At 62.3% G+C, this 15663-nt stretch carries 19 protein-coding genes; 5 read left to right on the top strand and 14 right to left on the bottom strand.

The window, feature by feature from the left end; translation table 11 throughout:
* Positions 1-16 precede the first annotated feature (16 nt).
* The 7 genes from rseP to FJ543_RS03715 form a co-directional block, all read right to left on the bottom strand.
* Positions 17-1159 carry an RIP metalloprotease RseP gene (gene rseP / locus FJ543_RS03745; RefSeq protein ID WP_015317787.1) on the bottom strand — a complete coding sequence of 381 codons (1143 nt, stop codon included), beginning with the start codon at positions 1157-1159 and terminating at the stop codon, positions 17-19.
* 94 nt (positions 1160-1253) lie between these two features.
* Positions 1254-2069, bottom strand: a complete 816-nt coding sequence (locus FJ543_RS03740; protein WP_140873814.1) for a phosphatidate cytidylyltransferase — start codon at positions 2067-2069, stop codon at positions 1254-1256.
* On the bottom strand, positions 2066-2800 hold the full coding sequence (locus FJ543_RS03735) for an isoprenyl transferase (RefSeq protein ID WP_140664120.1): 735 nt from the start codon (positions 2798-2800) through the stop codon (positions 2066-2068). The genes FJ543_RS03740 and FJ543_RS03735 overlap by 4 nt, the downstream gene beginning before the upstream one ends.
* 32 nt (positions 2801-2832) lie before the next feature.
* Positions 2833-3387: a ribosome recycling factor gene (gene frr, locus FJ543_RS03730; RefSeq protein WP_015317784.1), complete on the bottom strand. Its 555-nt coding sequence runs from the start codon at positions 3385-3387 to the stop codon at positions 2833-2835.
* Positions 3388-3495: 108 nt separating this feature from the next.
* Complete coding sequence (gene pyrH / locus FJ543_RS03725; protein WP_140873812.1) at positions 3496-4218, bottom strand: UMP kinase; 723 nt, start codon at positions 4216-4218, stop codon at positions 3496-3498.
* Between the two features lie 150 nt (positions 4219-4368).
* On the bottom strand, positions 4369-5478 hold the full coding sequence (locus FJ543_RS03720) for an aldo/keto reductase (RefSeq protein WP_140873810.1): 1110 nt from the start codon (positions 5476-5478) through the stop codon (positions 4369-4371).
* Positions 5479-5513: 35 nt separating this feature from the next.
* Positions 5514-6041: a nuclear transport factor 2 family protein gene (locus FJ543_RS03715; RefSeq protein ID WP_140873808.1), complete on the bottom strand. Its 528-nt coding sequence runs from the start codon at positions 6039-6041 to the stop codon at positions 5514-5516.
* Positions 6042-6158: 117 nt separating this feature from the next.
* Between FJ543_RS03715 and FJ543_RS03710 the strand changes: the two genes are divergently transcribed.
* Positions 6159-7103, top strand: coding sequence for a LysR family transcriptional regulator (locus tag FJ543_RS03710; protein ID WP_140664123.1), 945 nt, complete (start codon positions 6159-6161; stop codon positions 7101-7103).
* 4 nt (positions 7104-7107) lie between these two features.
* On the opposite strand, the gene tsf is transcribed toward FJ543_RS03710, so the two are convergent.
* From tsf to FJ543_RS03685, 5 genes are all read right to left on the bottom strand, one after another.
* Complete coding sequence (tsf, locus tag FJ543_RS03705) at positions 7108-8028, bottom strand: translation elongation factor Ts (RefSeq protein WP_015317779.1); 921 nt, start codon at positions 8026-8028, stop codon at positions 7108-7110.
* Between the two features lie 108 nt (positions 8029-8136).
* The gene (gene rpsB / locus FJ543_RS03700) at positions 8137-8919 is read right to left on the bottom strand and encodes a 30S ribosomal protein S2 (RefSeq protein ID WP_015317778.1); all 783 of its coding nucleotides are present in this window, start codon (positions 8917-8919) and stop codon (positions 8137-8139) included.
* 177 nt (positions 8920-9096) lie between these two features.
* On the bottom strand, positions 9097-9708 hold the full coding sequence (locus FJ543_RS03695; RefSeq protein ID WP_015317777.1) for a LysE family translocator: 612 nt from the start codon (positions 9706-9708) through the stop codon (positions 9097-9099).
* Positions 9705-9983 (bottom strand): DUF4031 domain-containing protein, encoded by a 279-nt coding sequence (locus tag FJ543_RS03690; RefSeq protein ID WP_140616396.1) that lies wholly within the window; start codon positions 9981-9983, stop codon positions 9705-9707. The genes FJ543_RS03695 and FJ543_RS03690 overlap by 4 nt, the downstream gene beginning before the upstream one ends.
* A 36-nt stretch (positions 9984-10019) precedes the next feature.
* Positions 10020-10850, bottom strand: a complete 831-nt coding sequence (locus FJ543_RS03685) for a cell envelope integrity EipB family protein (protein WP_015317775.1) — start codon at positions 10848-10850, stop codon at positions 10020-10022.
* Between the two features lie 138 nt (positions 10851-10988).
* Here FJ543_RS03685 and FJ543_RS03680 point away from each other — a divergent pair, with 138 nt between their 5' ends.
* The 4 genes from FJ543_RS03680 to FJ543_RS03665 all read left to right on the top strand — a co-directional run bounded on the left by FJ543_RS03680 (position 10989) and on the right by FJ543_RS03665 (position 13985).
* Positions 10989-11453, top strand: coding sequence for a RidA family protein (locus FJ543_RS03680; protein ID WP_140718039.1), 465 nt, complete (start codon positions 10989-10991; stop codon positions 11451-11453).
* 14 nt (positions 11454-11467) lie between these two features.
* A complete protein-coding gene (locus tag FJ543_RS03675; RefSeq protein WP_140718041.1) occupies positions 11468-12196 on the top strand; it encodes a glycerophosphodiester phosphodiesterase in 729 nt (242 codons plus the stop codon).
* 55 nt (positions 12197-12251) lie between these two features.
* Positions 12252-13472: a GNAT family N-acetyltransferase gene (locus FJ543_RS03670; protein WP_140873806.1), complete on the top strand. Its 1221-nt coding sequence runs from the start codon at positions 12252-12254 to the stop codon at positions 13470-13472.
* A gap of 78 nt (positions 13473-13550) precedes the next feature.
* Entirely contained in the window at positions 13551-13985 is a 435-nt protein-coding gene (locus tag FJ543_RS03665) for an HIT family protein (protein ID WP_015317771.1), read from the top strand.
* Here FJ543_RS03665 and FJ543_RS03660 read toward each other — a convergent pair.
* Positions 13977-14927: a phosphatase PAP2 family protein gene (locus FJ543_RS03660; protein WP_140873804.1), complete on the bottom strand. Its 951-nt coding sequence runs from the start codon at positions 14925-14927 to the stop codon at positions 13977-13979. The genes FJ543_RS03665 and FJ543_RS03660 overlap by 9 nt on opposite strands.
* Before the next feature lie 92 nt (positions 14928-15019).
* Positions 15020-15655 carry a chloramphenicol phosphotransferase gene (locus FJ543_RS03655; protein WP_140824590.1) on the bottom strand — a complete coding sequence of 212 codons (636 nt, stop codon included), beginning with the start codon at positions 15653-15655 and terminating at the stop codon, positions 15020-15022.
* Positions 15656-15663 lie beyond the last annotated feature (8 nt).

The raw sequence follows: 15663 nt of genomic DNA, 5'->3' as shown, positions 1-15663 counted from the left end.
AAATTCCTTCATGATTTCAGCACCCAAAGAGATCGTTCCAGAACACGAACCCCATGAAGCACAGCACCAGAAGCAGACCGGCCCGATAGGCCATTTCCATCATCCGTTCCGACACCGGCCGGCGGATGACGGCCTCCACCCCGTAGAACAACAGATGGCCGCCGTCGAGGGGGGGAATCGGCAAAAGGTTTAGAATGCCTATCCCCACGGACAGCAGCGCGACGAGCTGCACCAGCCATTCGAAACCGAGTTTGGCCGCCTTGCCGGCCATGTCGGCGATCTTGACCGGGCCACCCAACTGGCACTTGTCCTCGCGCCCGACGGCGAAGCGCTGCAGGAACTGTCCTGTGCGCTCGATGACGTGGCCGGTTTCCTCAACGGCCGCCGCAACGGCTCCGACCGGGGTGTAGGTGATGAGGCGGGGCTGGCCGAGTTCCTTGTTGTTGACGACGCCGATCACGGCGACCTTGACCTTGTTGCCGAGCGCGTCCTCCTGCTCCATCAGCTGCGGCGACGCGGTCACCGTGACCTCCTTGCCGCCGCGCAGCATGACGAAGGTGATGGTGTCGCCGGCGCGGCCCGAGACCAGCCGCTGCACGTCGCCGAAGGTTTCCACCTTGCTGCCGTCAACGCTGACGAATCGGTCGCCAGGCAAGATGCCGGCCTTGGCCGCGGGACTGTCTGTTGTAACCTCCGCGACCATCGGCTCCGCGACATAACGCCCATACGCGGCAAACAGCACGGAAAAGACGACGATCGTCAGCAGGAAGTTGAACAGCGGCCCGGCCACCACCGTTGCCGCGCGCTTCCAGATCGCCTGGGTGTGGAAGGCAACCTTGCGTTCCTCGTCGGTCAGCGTTTCGAGTTCTTCCGATGTCGGCTGGCTGGAGGTGGCGTTCATGTCGCCGACAAACTTGACATAGCCGCCAAGCGGTATGGCGCAAAGCTTCCAGCGCGTACCATGCCTGTCGTTGAAGCCGATGAGCTCCGGACCGAAGCCGATGGAGAAGGCTCTGACCCCGATGCCGCACCAGCGGCCGACGAGATAGTGGCCCATCTCGTGAACGAACACCACGACGGTCAGAACGAAGAGAAACGGCACGAGCGTGCCGAGAAAGAGGCCTTCCGTGCTGAAAATCGCGTGAAGAATCTCGTTCAATTCAGGCCCTCAAGTTCTTCCGCGTCGCTGCGTGACTGTGACATCAATACAGGCGAATCCAAGGCGCCCGCGCCAGATCGTGGAATGACACCGTTCAAATGGGAAACAGCCCCTGTGCCGGATGCTCGGCGCCCGCCGCGATCCAGCCGATGACGTATAGGGCAAGAGCGGCCGCGACAAGCCCGTCGACACGGTCCATGACGCCGCCATGCCCAGGGATGAGCACGCCAGAATCCTTGCGGCCGTGCCGCCGCTTGACCCAGGATTCGAAGAGGTCGCCGGCCTGGGCGACGATCGACAGCACCAGCGCCACAACGCCCAGCAACGCTAGGTTGCCGGCGCCGGCGAAGGCGGCAAGCAGAAGCCCTGCCAAGACACCGCCGACCGCCCCGCCGAGGGCGCCGCTGCGGGTCTTGCCTGGCGAGATCGAAGGCGCCAGTTTGGGCCCGCCAACGGCACGCCCGACGAAATACGCAAAAATGTCGGTTGCCCAGACGACCGCGAACAGGAACAGGATGGCGACAAGGCCCGAATGATCGCCGTCGCGCAGCAGGGCAAGCGACAGGCCCGACATGCAGGCATAGGCAAGGCCGCCGACGTCCCACTGGCCGATTTTGCGAACTCCAGCGGTGATCGCAGCTGTCCCAACCAGAATCACGACGAGCGGCAGCAGCCACCGTGCGGGCAGGCCGGCAACCAGGGCGCCGACGAAAATGACCATCAGCGCTTCCGGGAGAAAACCAAGCCCGTCGGCCGCGGCGGGCCGCGACATGCGTGTCCACTCGTAAAAGATCATTGCCGCCATGACGGCGCACAGCAGCCGGAACGGCAGGCCGCCGAGCCAGGTCAGGCCGAGGGCCACAATGGCCAGCACGACAGCCGACATGACGCGCAGCTGAAGGTTGCTCATCCCGCGGCCGGCCGCGAAGCAACGTCCTGCGGGCCCAGTCCGCCGAAGCGGCGCTCGCGGCCGGCATATTCGCGCAAGGCCTCGGCGAAATGCTCGCGGTTGAAGTCCGGCCAGTAGCACGGCAGGAAGACGAGTTCGCTGTAGGCGGCCTGCCACAACAGGAAGTTGGACAGGCGCAGTTCGCCGCTGGTGCGGATGACCAGCTCCGGATCGGGAATGCCTTGCGTGTCGAGAGAGCCGGCAAAGCTTTCGGCTGATATAGCCTCGCTGTCCATTTCGCCGCGCGCCACGGCCGCGGCAAGCTTGCGCGCCGTGCGGACGATCTCGTCACGCCCGCCATAATTGAAGGCGATCACCAGCGTCAGCGAAGTGTTGTGGATCGTCAGCGATTCGGCCTCGTCGAGCAGCCCCCTGATGTCCGCCTGCAGCCCTGTGCGGTCGCCGATGATCCTGACCCGTACGCCGCTCTGGTGCAGCTCGGCAAGGTCGCGACGGATGAACAGCTTCAACAGACCCATAAGGTCGCTGACCTCGGACTTCGGCCGCGACCAGTTCTCCGAGGAGAAAGCGTAGACGGTCAGGAAGGAGATACCGAGACCCGGGGCGGCGCGCACCGCCTTGCGCAGGGCCTCGACGCCGGCGCGATGACCGGCGAGCCTCGGCATACCGCGCGCCTTGGCCCAGCGTCCATTTCCATCCATGATGATCGCGACATGCGCGGGCGTTGTCATGATCTCGCTTTCGGGTCAGCCAAGGGCCAACCCTAAACCTGCATGATTTCAGCTTCCTTGTCGGAAAGCAGATGATCGATGGTGCTGATGGTTTCGTCGGTAAGTTTCTGGACCTGGTCGGAACGCTTGCGCTGATCGTCCTCGCTGATGTCGCCGTCCTTCTCCGCCTTCTTCAGGAAATCCATGCCGTCGCGGCGCACGTGGCGCGCGGCGACACGGGCGTTCTCTGCGTAGCCATGCGAGATCTTGACCAATTCCTTGCGGCGCTGTTCGTTGAGCTCCGGCAGCGGAATCCTCAGATTGGTGCCATCGACGATCGGGTTGAAGCCCAGATTGGATTCCCGGATCGCGCGGTCGACCGCGCCGACCATCGATTTGTCCCAGACCGAGACCGAGATCATGCGCGGCTCCGGCACCGAAACGTTGGCCACCTGGTTGATCGGCATGGTGGTGCCATAGGCCTGCACCTGGATCGCATCGAGCAGATTGCTGGAGGCGCGACCGGTCCGCAGCGAAGCCAGGTCATGCTTGAACGCGGCGATGGCCCCATCCATGCGCCGCTTCAGATCGTCGTACTCACCACTCATCTTAGTCTCCTCGACCCGTCTACCGCGGGTTCACTGCTTCGGGGCTAGGGCCCCGTGTTCGAGCCTGATGTTCGAAAGCCGGTTTCCCCTTCCAGGGATCGGCCCCGATCATTCGTCCGCGACGACCGTGCAGCGGCCGCCGCCCCTTAGAATATCGCCGAAACCACCCTTTTCGTGGATCGAATAGACGATTATCGGAATGTTGTTTTCGCGCGCAAGTGCAATCGCAGCGGTATCCATGATGGAAAGGCCGCGATTTATGACTTCGGCGTGGCTGATGCGCTCGAAACGCGTCGCACTCGGGTCCTTTTTCGGGTCGGCCGAATAGACGCCGTCGACCTGGGTACCCTTGAACAGCGCGTCGGCGCCGATTTCGGCCGCGCGAAGTGCCGCTGCCGAATCAGTGGTGAAGAACGGATTGCCGGTGCCGCCGGCGAAGATCACCACCTTGCCCTGGTTCATGTAGGCGGTCGCCTGGCGCTGCGAAAAACTCTCGCAAAGCTCGGGCATGGCAATTGCGGATAGCACGACGGCATCGACACCGATCTTGTTCAGCGACGTGCGCAACGCCAGCGAATTGATGACCGTGGCAAGCATGCCCATGTGATCGCCGGTAACGCGGTCGCCTCCCTTGGAGGCGACGGCCACGCCGCGAAAGATATTGCCGCCGCCGATAACGACACCCACCTCGATGCCCAGCGCACGGGCTTCGGCAATGTCGCCGGCGATGCGGTCGACGACCGAGACGTCGATGCCGAAATGCTGTTCGCCCATCAACGCTTCGCCCGAAGCTTTCAGCAGAACACGTCGGTAGCGGGGCTTGACCGTCATCTGGTTCCTCGAAATTCCGGCGTGGCAAGCTCTGAAGGCGAAAACGCCCCCTGCTTCGCCCGGCGGTGCTGTCATGACGGGTTGACCGGATACACGAAGGGCGCGGCGATGTCACGCCGCGCCCTTGTGCAAAATTCCAGGCTTTCTGGATCAGCTGCTGCTGATGGCAACGGCCTCGCCTTCGACGACGACCGGTAATGCGTAGCCTTGCGGCTTGTCGCCGGTCACGACACCGCCCGCGACACGGACCTGGATCTCGGGACCGAAATAGGAATGCGGGAACGGCGCCGGCGTGCCGCTCACCTTGTCCAGGCGCTGGCGAAGCGCGGGCGGTATGGAGAAATCGAGCGCCGCAAGATTGTCCTGCAACTGCGAAAGCCGCGTTGCTCCGAGGATGACGGTGGCAACTCCTGGCTGAGTCGCCACCCAGTTCAGCGCGACCTGAGCCATGCCGCGGCCAAGTTCGGCGGCGACTTTCTCCAGCTCCGCCACCACCGCCCAGTTGTGCTCGCTGAATTTCTGGAAACCTGGGTGGGTGGTGTTGCGGAAGCCGTCGAGCCGGCCGGCATTGCCCGCCTGCGCCGGGCGGTATTTGCCACTTAGCAGTCCGCTTGCCAGCGGGCTCCAGACCATGATGCCGGCGCCATGGCGTGTCCCGAACGGCACGAATTCATGCTCGATGGCACGCTCCGCCAGGGAGTATTCAAGCTGCAACGCCGAGATCGGCTCATAGCCGCGCAGTTCGGCGATCGCCTGCGCCCGCCCGGCATACCAGGCCGGCACGTCGGACAGGCCGATGTGACGTATCTTGCCTGCCCGAACCAGATCGTCGAGCGTACGCAGCACTTCTTCGGCCGGCGTCAGCCTGTCCCAGATATGCATGAGATAGAGATCGATATAGTCGGTACCCAGCCGCTTCAGCGATGCGTCGACGGCACGCATGATGTTCTTGCGGCCATTGCCGCCGGCGTTCGGATTGCCGGGGTTCGAGTTCATGGTGAATTTGGTGGCGATCACCGCCTTGTCGCGCAAGCCCCGCTCGGCCACGAATTCACCGAGCCAGGTCTCGGCCGTGCCGCCGGTGTAAAGGTCGGCGGTGTCGAAGAAATTGCCTCCGGCCTCGACATAGGCGTCGAACATCGCGCGCGCCGTATCCCGGTCCGCGCCCCAGCCCCATTCCGTCCCGAAAGTCATCGTGCCCAGTGCCAGCCGGCTGACGCGCAGGCCGCTGTTGCCGAGTGTGTAGTAGCTCATCGTCATTGTCTTTTCCGATCTTGGTCCGGTTGATGCGGGCGTCATTGGCCAGGTGTCGCCTTGACCCAGGGATTGCCGCGCTCATGCGTCATGCGGAAGGTGAAGCCATCGACCTTCCAGCCAGCCGCGGAGCGCGTGAGGTGATGCTCATACGTGCCCCAGACCTCCCAGAGCGGGTCGCCATTGCCCTCCATCCGGTTCCAGGCGTAGCCGTTCGACAGAACGGTCGCCGTGTCCGCTTCAAGGACGACCTGGTGATTGGTGCGCAGATGCAGGCTGGTCTTGCTGCCTTTGAGATTGCCGGCCCAGGCGCCGATCAGATCGTCGGAGGCGATGTTGGCCGCGGGCTGCCCGGACAGGCTGCTGAAGTCGGCGGTGACCCTATCCGCGAAATAGCTGCGCGCGCGTTTCCAGTCCTGCGCGTCGACCGCGCGGTCGATGGCATCGGCGATGCGGATGATGGCGCGGTCATCGGCAAGCGCCTGCCAGCCCATCGGTTCGGCCCCGCCGGCGTCGAGCGGCGCCAAGGCAAACCCTGCGGCGAAGGTAGCGTGTTTCAAGGCGTTCATGTCTCTTCTCCTCGATACCATCAGCCCGATCGCCGATGTGTTGGCGACAATGTGGACCTCTGCCTCGGCGTCGATAAGATTGCATTGTCCGCAAAGACTATGCGATACTGTTCATGAATGGACCGGGATCTGCTCAGCCATCTGCCTGTCATCATTGCGGTCGCCCGGCGCGGCGGTTTTGCCCTTGCCGCGGCCGAACTGGGCATGAGCCCTTCGGCGGTCAGCCATGCAGTGCGCCTCGTCGAGGAGCGGATCGGCCAGCCGCTGTTTGCGCGCACGACGCGCAGCGTTTCGCTCACCGAGGCGGGCAAGGCGCTGGTGGAAACGGCGGCCCCTGCCCTCCAGGATATCGCCGAGCGGATGGATCGTATCCGCAGCGTCAAGGGTAGGCCGTCCGGGCTGCTCAGGATCAACGCCTCCAACATCGCAATGCCGTTGGCGGTGACGCCGGTCGTGGCGGCGATGGCCGAGCGATATCCCGACATCACGGTCGAGATTTTTGCCGATCAAGGGTTGGTCGATATCGTCGGCGAAGGTTTTGACGCCGGCATCCGGCTCGGCGAGATGATCGCCCAGGACATGGTGGCCATCCGACTGACGCAGCCCTTCAAAGCCGTTATCGTCGCCTCGCCCGCCTATATCGGGCGACATGGCCGTCCGCGCAGCGTGGCCGATCTCGCGAACCACAATTGCATCGGATACCGTCTCGTTCGCTCCGGTGCCCTCTATCGCTGGGATTTGACCTGGGACGGCAAGGACGTGGTCATGGAAACCAGCGGTACGGCCATCGTGACGGACTCGCTTGCGGCAATCGATCTGGCTCTCGCCGGAGTGGGCCTTGCCTACATGTTCGAGCCGCTGGCGCGCGCCGATCTCGCGGCCGGTCGCCTGGTGCAGGTTCTGCCGCAATCAGCGATCGAGGAACCCGGCCTTTTCCTCTACTTTCCGCGTCGCGCGGCGATGGCGCCCAAACTCAGGGCCTTTATCGACACCGCGAACGAAATCGGCCGGGCATCCCAGCGGATGTCCGGCCGAAAAAACACAGGCGAAATGGACCGGTAAGAAGTTACTTCTTGACCGCCGCCGCGACTTCCGCGGCGAAATCCGTCTCTTCCTTCTCGATGCCCTCGCCAAGGGCGAAGCGCAAATAGGCCGTGATCTTGGCCGGCGCGCCGATTTCCTTTTCGGCATCCTGCAGCGCCTTCTCGACGGTGATGTCGGGATTGAGCACGAAGGCCTGCTTCAGGAGCACGACTTCCTCATAGAATTTGCGCAGGCGACCCTCGACCATCTTCTCGATGATGGCTTCCGGCTTGCCGGACTGGCGCGCCTGGTCGGAGAAGATTGCCTTCTCACGCTCGACCGCGGCCGGATCGATCTGCTCGGCGGTCAGCGCCATCGGGTTGGTGGCGGCGACATGCATGGCGACCTGGCGGCCAAAGGCATTGGCGGCATGCTCGTTGCCCGTGGTCTCGATCGCGACCAGCACACCGAGCTTGCCGAGACCATCGGCAACAGCGTTGTGCACATAGGTCGCAACCGCACCATGCGGAACGGTGAGCTTGGCCGAGCGGCGGAAGCCCATATTCTCGCCGATAGTGCCGACCGCGTCCTTGATGGTGTCGGTGACCGACTTGTCGGAGCCCGGATATTTGGCGGCGGCGACCGCTTCGGTCGTGCCATAGGCAAGCGCCACCTTGGCGACGTTGGCGACGATTTCCTGGAAGGCGGCATTGCGGGCGACGAAGTCGGTCTCGGAATTCACCTCGACCACGGCAGCTTCACGCACACCGTTGTCGACGCCGATCAGGCCTTCGGCTGCCGTACGGCCGGCCTTCTTGTCGGCCTTGGAGATACCCTTCTTGCGCAGCCAGTCAACGGCCTCTTCCAAGTTGCCGTTGGTCTCGTTCAACGCCGCCTTGCAGTCCATCATGCCCGCGCCGGTCAAGTCGCGGAGTTCTTTGACCTGTGCAGCCGAAATGCTCATTGTCGCCTCTTTGTTTAAATGCACCGACGCACCATCGGTATTCGATGGTGCGTCTGTTTAGCGTGCCAAAATATGAGAAAGATGAAGGCCGCAACCGGCCTTCGATTATCAAGCCTCGGGGGCTTCCGACGCCGGAGCCGGATCGAGCGCCGGTTCGACCGGAGCTTCGACCGAAGCGCCGATATCCATGCCGAGCGCGCCCTGCTGACGGGCGATGCCGTCGATGGCGGCCTTGGCAATCAGGTCGCAATAAAGCTGGATGGCGCGGGCCGCGTCGTCATTGCCGGGGATCGGGAAATCGATCTTGTCCGGATCGCAGTTCGAATCGATGATGGCGACGACCGGGATGCCCAGGCGCTTGGCCTCGAGGATGGCGATCGCCTCCTTGTTGGTGTCGATCACGAACATCAGGTCGGGCGTCGAGCCCATGTCCTTGATACCGCCGAGCGCCTTGTCGAGCTTCTCGCGCTCGCGATCGAGGTTCAGGCGTTCCTTCTTGGTCAACCCTTGCGCTTCGCCGGCCAGCATCTCGTCGAGCTTGCGCAGGCGCTGGATCGAGTTCGAGATCGTCTTCCAGTTGGTCAGCATGCCGCCGAGCCAACGCGAGTTGACGTAGTACTGGGCCGAACGCTGTGCCGCATCGGCAACGATGTCCGACGCCTGGCGCTTGGTGCCGACGAACAGCACGCGGCCGCCCTTGGCGACGGTGTCGGAAACCTGCTTCAGCGCCTGGTGCAGCAAAGGCACCGTCTGCGAGAGGTCGATGATGTGGATGTTGTTGCGGGCGCCGTAGATGTAGGACGCCATCTTCGGGTTCCAGCGGTGGGTCTGGTGGCCGAAGTGAATGCCAGCTTCCAAAAGCTGGCGCATGCTGAAATCAGGCAGTGCCATTCTAAGTTCCTTTCCGGTTAGCCTCCACGGACACAGGCATTTTTGGACCGAGGTCCTCGAACGCCACCGGAGGTCTCAGCCGGATTTCTCCCGGGCAGACACCAAAGTCCGTGTGTGGAATGAGCGCGCATATAGAGGGGAAGTCCGACAAACGCAAGCGGGGCGGCGCTTTAACGCCTAGCGTGCGGCAATCAGCGCTCCGGTGCCGATCATGGCGCTGCCGGCGAACCTGTTCATCAGCCGCATGCGCCTGGGTGTCCTGAACCAGCCCGAAGCCCGGCCCGCGAGCGCGGCATAGACCCCCATTGTCACGATATTGACGCTGATGACGGTCGCCACCACCAGCAGGCCATCGAAAAAGGTCATCGTGTCGAGGTCGAGAATCAGCGGCATGATCGAGGCATGGAACAGGATCGCCTTCGGGTTTCCGAGCGCTATGGACGCGCCGAGCAGAAAGGATCGGGACAATTTCGCCTGCCCCGTCCGCGGCTCATTCGATTGCGCGACCGAGGCCCGCCACATCCTGACGCCGAGAAAGATCAGATAGGCGGCGCCGGCATATTTCAACAGGAGGAAGATCCATTCGAAGGTCTGAGCCAGGGCCACCAACCCCAGCAGCGCCAGAGTGACGAGCACGGCATCGCCGGCGGCGACCCCAAGGCCGGCCATGAAGGCCCGCAGGAACCCACGCGACACACCGTTGGTGATGACCGCGAACATTGCCGGCCCCGGCGTGGCGGCGGCGAGCGTCACAGCGGCGCAATATGCCAGGAATGCCGTTGGTGTCATCGCTTGGACTTTCCGTTGGGCACCCGCACGCGCCGGAAGATGGCGACGATCTGCTCGCGGCTGCACTCGATGGCGCCGAGCCGCACCGCACGGTCGCGCTCGAAGCCGGTTATGTCATAATGCGGAGCGGATGTCTTAGGCGGGCCCTGGTAGGACGAGCGCTTGATGCCGAGTTCCGCCGCAAAGCGATGCAATTCGTCGGTGTCGTCGGCTAGGAGATGGCACCAGAGATGGCCGGCCCATTTCCAGATCGCCGCATCTACATAGACTGCCATCAAGCCCGCCACGGCCAGCTCAATTGCCCGACCCTGCTATTTCGATACTGGGCAAGGCTTTGTCTGGTCGAACAGCGACAGGTTGACCAGCTTGCCGGTCATCGAGAAGTCGCCATAGTCCATGACGAGATCACGGGTGATGCCGTTCTCGTGCAGCTTGAAGCTGATCCGGTATTCCGGCACTTCCTCGCCGTTCTGGGCGCTGTCGTCGAAATAGGCGATGTCGACCGGCCAGTATTTGTCGGTGGCAAGCTTCGCCAATGCCGGCGCTTCCGGATCGGCCTTGTCGGCCTCGCTCTTCTTGCCGACGACAACGGTGGTCGTCATCACCTTGTTGGCGTCTTCCGAGCCGTCGAACAGGTTGGTCTGATAGAAGTTTTCGCCTTTTTCGGCCTTTCCGATCAGCTCGACCAGATGCTGGGTCGGAAACTGGGTGGCGGCGAGTTCGAGACTGTTCTTCTCCGGCTTGTCGATATCGACCTTGAGGCCCTTCGCGTCTTTCGTGGCCATACCCTTGACCTCCTTGTCGAGGTTCTGGTCGACAAAGGATTTCGTCACGAACGAAAAGGTCTTGCCTTCGGCATCCTCGAAAGTCGTCGTCTGCTGGTCGGTCAGCTTCGTGTTGTCGTTGGTGGCGATCTGGGTGACGAAACGGAATTTCACCGTATAGCCTTCGCAGGCCGAGCCGTTGAACTCGTAGACCATGCGGCCGGTGATGCCGGTGATGCCGGACCGATCATCCGCTTTCTTGAGCGTGAGATCATAGACGGCGCGATGCGCCTGCAGCGCCGGTGCGGCGACAGCGGCGCCTGTTGGCAAAAGCGCCGACAACAGAACGGCGTGGAATGCAAGGCGCGTCGCGCGCATGAGGTACTCCGATCGTCGCGGCTGATGGCAGGCCGCAGGGAAAGATGGTCCAGCTTAAAAAAAGTCGTGGCGGAAGCGAGGCAAAAATAGCAATTTCGGCCCGGCCAGCGCGGCGCCTTCCAGCAATAGGGAAAAGCAATGAGTGAAACAATCGAAAAGCGGCTAAGTGATCTCGGCGTGACGCTTCCTGTCGCGGCCGCACCCGCCGCCAACTACGTGCCCTATTCCAGGACCGGCAACCTGCTGTTCACCGCTGGTCAGTTGCCGCTCAAGGACGGCAAGCTGCAGGCAAGCGGCCTGCTCGGCCGAGACGTCGACACGGCAAGCGGCAAGGACGCGGCGAAATACTGCGCCATCAACATCCTGGCACAAGCCAAGGCGGCACTTGGCGACCTCGAGAAGATCCGTCGCCTGGTGAAGATCACCGTCTTCGTGGCCTCTGCCCCCGACTTCGTCGAGCAGCATCTGGTCGCCAACGGCGCCTCCGATTTCCTGGTTGCCGCGCTCGGCGAAAGCGGCAAGCACGCGCGCTCGGCCGTCGGCACCGCCTCCTTGCCGCTTAATGCCGCGGTGGAAATCGAAGCGATCTTCGAAGTCGAATGAGTGTAGGTGCTGACATGACCGACCTCTCCTGGCTGACGGCCCGGCCGGTTGCCCATCGCGGCTTTCACGACATGAACAAGACGCGCTGGGAAAACACGCTTTCCGCCTTCGCTGCCGCGGCCGAACGCGGCTACGCGATCGAATGCGACGTGCATCTGTCGTCGGACGGCATCCCCGTCGTGATCCATGACGACGATTTGCAACGGCTGACCGGGCAGGACGGTTTCGTCTGGCAACGCAGCGCGGCCGAACTTACCGCGCTCAAGGTTGGCGGCACGGCGGATCACGTGCCGACGTTGCAGGAAGCACTCGACCTCGTCGATGGTCGCGTGCCCATGGTGGTCGAACTGAAAGGAACTCCCGGTCGCGACGAAGGCCTGGTGGCGCGCGTCGGCAAGATGCTCAAGCGCTACAAGGGCAAGGCGGCGATCATGTCATTCGATCACTGGCTGATCCGCGATTTCCCCAAACACGCGCCCGGCATCCCGGCTGGATTGACCGCCTATGGCAAGGACGCCAAGCTGATCGAAGCACATTTCGCCATGCTGGCGCACGAACTCGCCTTTACCTCCTATGCCGCCGGCGATCTGCCGAACCCGTTTGTCAGCTTCGTGCGCGAAAAGCTCAAAATGCCTGTCATCACTTGGACGGTGCATGATCAGCCCGCGATCGACCTGACCTTTAGATACGCCGACCAGATGACGTTCGAAGGGTTCGAACCGGACATGGTCGAAGTCGCCTGAGAAGGGTGCCCGAAACGTGACTTGTAGCGGCCCGAATGGAGCTTAAATAAGCCTCATGGATCAGGGCGACGACGGCGACGGACAAATGGCGAATGCAGACTATTCGATCCGCATCGCCGCCGGCATCGGAGCCTTTACCTGCGACGAATGGAACGGCTTTGCCGGAACCACGCGTAGCGACACGGAAACTGGGTACAACCCACTCGTTTCATTCGCTTTTTTGAGCGCTCTGGAGGATTCCGGCTGCGCCGTGCGGCGCACCGGCTGGCAAGGTCATCACCTGCGGCTGGAGACCGCGCAAGGCAGGCTCCTCGGCGCCGTTCCCTGTTATCTCAAGTCGCACAGCCAGGGCGAATACGTGTTCGATCACGGCTGGTCGGATGCCTTCGAGCGCGCCGGCGGCCGTTACTACCCAAAACTGCAAAGTGCCGTGCCGTTCACCCCCGTCACCGGCCCTCGCCTGCTGGTCGGCAAAGGCGAGGATCAGGGTGCGGTGAAGGCTGGGCTTGCCGCCGGTCTCAAAATGGTGACCGACAAGCTCGGCGTGTCCTCTGCGCATGTCACCTTCGTGCAGGAGAGCGACGTCGCGACGCTGGAAGCCGCGGGCTTCCTGCATCGCACCGACCAGCAGTTCCATTTCTTCAACGAAGGCTTTTCAACCTATGACGACTTTCTCGCCACGCTTGCCTCACGCAAACGCAAGGCGATGAGGAAGGAACGGCGCGAGGCGCTGGCCGATGGCATCTCGATCGACTGGCTGACCGGAAAGGACCTGACCGAAAAGGCCTGGGACGACTTCTTCGCCTTCTATATGGACACCGGCAGCCGCAAATGGGGCCGCCCCTACCTGAACCGCCAGTTCTTCTCGTTGATTGGCGAACGCATGGCGGACGACATCCTGCTGGTGATGGCCAGGCGCGACGGGCGCTATATTGCCGGCGCCATCAACTTCATCGGTTCCGACGCACTCTACGGCCGCAACTGGGGCTGCATCGAGGATCACCCCTACCTGCATTTCGAGGTTTGCTATCACCAGGCCATCGACTTCGCCATCGAACGCAGGCTGAAGGTGGTCGAGGCAGGCGCGCAAGGCGAACACAAGCTGGCGCGCGGCTACCGGCCGGTGACCATGCATTCGGCCCACTACATTTCCCATCCTGGCCTGCGCAACGCGGTCGCCGATTATCTCAGGCGCGAGCGGCGCGAAGTCGAGCGGATGGGCGAATATCTGGAAGAACATACCCCGTTCCGCAAGGATATTGGCGACCTCGATTGATCGCACCGCAGCTTCGCCTTGCTGCTCGCAGGTCGCTTCGCTACACCGGACGGCAAGGCACACTTCGGAGCGTTTGCCATGATTGAGGCCGCCTATGATACCGACAACATCTTCGCAAAGATCCTGCGCGGAGAGATCCCCTCGCATCGCGTTTACGAGGACGAAGCCGTCGTGGCTTTCATGGATGTGATGCCGCAAGGACCCGGCCATACGCTGGTGGTGCCGAAAGCGCCGTCGCGCAACTTGCTCGACGCCGATCCGTTGACCTTCGGCCCGCTTTTCACGGTTGTTCAGAAAGTGGCCCGAGCGGTCAAAAAAGCCTTCGACGCCGACGGTGTCACCATCATTCAATTCAACGAGCCTGCTTCGGGGCAGACTGTCTATCACCTCCACGTCCACGTCATTCCGCGTTTCGATGGCATCCCGCTGAAGCCGCATTCGGGCGAAATAGAGAAGCCTGAGGTGCTGGCTGAGAACGCCCGCCGGATAAAAGCGGCGTTGGCGTTATCCTGACGCCTGGCTTTCAGCGGTTGCCAGCACCTGCGGACTTCCGCGGAGATTGCGCAGTTGCGTATCGAAAACCATTAACCCGAGCCGCCAGGATATCAGCGTGATCGTCGTTCCACCGAACACATCCATCAGATTGTGCCCGCCTTGGATGAGGATCGCAGGCAACAAGGCGGCACTGATCAGGATCAATGCAAAACGCATCGGCCTGTAGGGCCAGATCGCGATCAGCGAAATCAGCGCCATGACGGTATGAAACGAGGGAAACCCAATGAGACCGGTTACTTTCAGGCTGGAAACATCCGGTACGCCCTCGGCGAACAGGCGATTCAATTCCGTGCCATAAGCCGAGCTTACGACCGGCCGGACAATACGGTCCACCTCCGGCGCCAGCGTCCAGTAGCCTGCGGCGCCGGCGGACGGGAACAGCGCCCAGCAGAATATGGTCGCCAGTGATGCTATTACTGTCCCCAATGCGGCCGCATGCAGGCGGCGCCGGTCGTTCGCCATGCCGAGGAAGAGAAACGTGAACAGCAACTGGGCCAGCGTCAGGTTGTAGATTTGCCGAAGCAAATCCGAGAGGCGGGGATATTGCGCAATCCAGGCGCAAAAGCCCGGCCAGGAATATCCCAGCCACGAATCCATCCGGACAAGCATGGCGTCGATCGGCTCCGATGGCCGCGGCAGCAACAGTATGTTGAAAAGGGCGGCAGGCACGGAATAGGCGATGAACAGCGCCAGAATGTGTGTGGTGAGGGCAACGCGCTCCGCCTTGCGGACCCGACGGTAGAACTGGCCGATGATTGTCAAGAGAACGGCAAAATAAACGGAAGGAATATATCCGTCGAGCGAGACGACGGTTCCTTTCTCCCAAACAAGAAAAAGGCAAACCGCCACCAGCGCCAGGGTAGCCGCCAATATCGTGCGTTCTGCAGGGAGGAGAACCATTCGTCAAATCTGCACGAAGGTCGTTAATTCAGAATGAAAACACAACCGTCAGCCGGCTGAAATCCATTCCCATCGCCCGCCAGGACGCGTGATCAGAATGGTTTGGTCGTGGAGACAGCCGAAAGCTTCTCAAACGCCGTCGGATGCTCTGCATGTTGCCGCAGCCGTTTGCGGATCGCATCCGCGCATTGTGCAGGCGTCAGCAGCGACGTGTCGACTTCCAGATCGTATACGCCTGGCCGGTGCACCTCCTCTTGCCACAGGCGCACCGGCAACGGCACGGGATCGTCAGGCGAGCCGGTCACATACCCCCTCGCCGTCGCAGTGGCGGCACGCCTCTGCATGATGATTCCGATCGGGCAGCGAATACCCACAAATAGTACCGGAAGGCCGACGAGACGACGAGCACAGTCGGCAAGGCAATCAAAGGGCTTCGAATAGGCGTCGTGGTGACCAACATCCGCCACGACGTTCAGTCCCAGCCGGCTGTGGGCGGCGATCGACTCGTAGAGAGCGGCGTATAATTCCGGCACAAGGCCCTCGAGGTCCGGACGCTCGCCGCCCGGCCGCAGTCCTATTCCAGGCCGGCATCGTGGCGGCGTGGCCAGCTCGAAAACATCCACGCCGAGATTCATCCAGACGCCATCGAAATGCTCCTGAATGGCCTGGACGGTGCTTGATTTTCCCGATCGCGGCGCGCCGTTCAGGATGATGATTTGCCCGACCATGGATCGCC

This window comes from Mesorhizobium sp. B2-5-7, from assembly GCF_006440875.1.
Taxonomy (GTDB): domain Bacteria; phylum Pseudomonadota; class Alphaproteobacteria; order Rhizobiales; family Rhizobiaceae; genus Mesorhizobium; species Mesorhizobium australicum.
This window is presented reverse-complemented; position numbering and strand designations above follow the sequence as displayed.

Bases quoted from the DNA above. Each gene is read 5' to 3' on its own strand.
- FJ543_RS03660 (WP_140873804.1), bottom strand. From the start codon at position 14,927: ATGGTTCTCCTCCCTGCAGAACGCACGATATTGGCGGCTACCCTGGCG.
- FJ543_RS03710 (WP_140664123.1), top strand. From the start codon at position 6,159: ATGGACCGGGATCTGCTCAGCCATCTGCCTGTCATCATTGCGGTCGCC.
- FJ543_RS03680 (WP_140718039.1), top strand. From the start codon at position 10,989: ATGAGTGAAACAATCGAAAAGCGGCTAAGTGATCTCGGCGTGACGCTT.
- FJ543_RS03735 (WP_140664120.1), bottom strand. From the start codon at position 2,800: ATGACAACGCCCGCGCATGTCGCGATCATCATGGATGGAAATGGACGC.
- rpsB (WP_015317778.1), bottom strand. From the start codon at position 8,919: ATGGCACTGCCTGATTTCAGCATGCGCCAGCTTTTGGAAGCTGGCATT.
- FJ543_RS03685 (WP_015317775.1), bottom strand. From the start codon at position 10,850: ATGCGCGCGACGCGCCTTGCATTCCACGCCGTTCTGTTGTCGGCGCTT.
- tsf (WP_015317779.1), bottom strand. From the start codon at position 8,028: ATGAGCATTTCGGCTGCACAGGTCAAAGAACTCCGCGACTTGACCGGC.
- FJ543_RS03655 (WP_140824590.1), bottom strand. From the start codon at position 15,655: ATGGTCGGGCAAATCATCATCCTGAACGGCGCGCCGCGATCGGGAAAA.
- FJ543_RS03690 (WP_140616396.1), bottom strand. From the start codon at position 9,983: ATGGCAGTCTATGTAGATGCGGCGATCTGGAAATGGGCCGGCCATCTC.
- FJ543_RS03665 (WP_015317771.1), top strand. From the start codon at position 13,551: ATGATTGAGGCCGCCTATGATACCGACAACATCTTCGCAAAGATCCTG.
- FJ543_RS03695 (WP_015317777.1), bottom strand. From the start codon at position 9,708: ATGACACCAACGGCATTCCTGGCATATTGCGCCGCTGTGACGCTCGCC.
- frr (WP_015317784.1), bottom strand. From the start codon at position 3,387: ATGAGTGGTGAGTACGACGATCTGAAGCGGCGCATGGATGGGGCCATC.
- FJ543_RS03715 (WP_140873808.1), bottom strand. From the start codon at position 6,041: ATGAACGCCTTGAAACACGCTACCTTCGCCGCAGGGTTTGCCTTGGCG.
- FJ543_RS03720 (WP_140873810.1), bottom strand. From the start codon at position 5,478: ATGACGATGAGCTACTACACACTCGGCAACAGCGGCCTGCGCGTCAGC.
- FJ543_RS03740 (WP_140873814.1), bottom strand. From the start codon at position 2,069: ATGAGCAACCTTCAGCTGCGCGTCATGTCGGCTGTCGTGCTGGCCATT.
- pyrH (WP_140873812.1), bottom strand. From the start codon at position 4,218: ATGACGGTCAAGCCCCGCTACCGACGTGTTCTGCTGAAAGCTTCGGGC.
- FJ543_RS03675 (WP_140718041.1), top strand. From the start codon at position 11,468: ATGACCGACCTCTCCTGGCTGACGGCCCGGCCGGTTGCCCATCGCGGC.
- FJ543_RS03670 (WP_140873806.1), top strand. From the start codon at position 12,252: ATGGATCAGGGCGACGACGGCGACGGACAAATGGCGAATGCAGACTAT.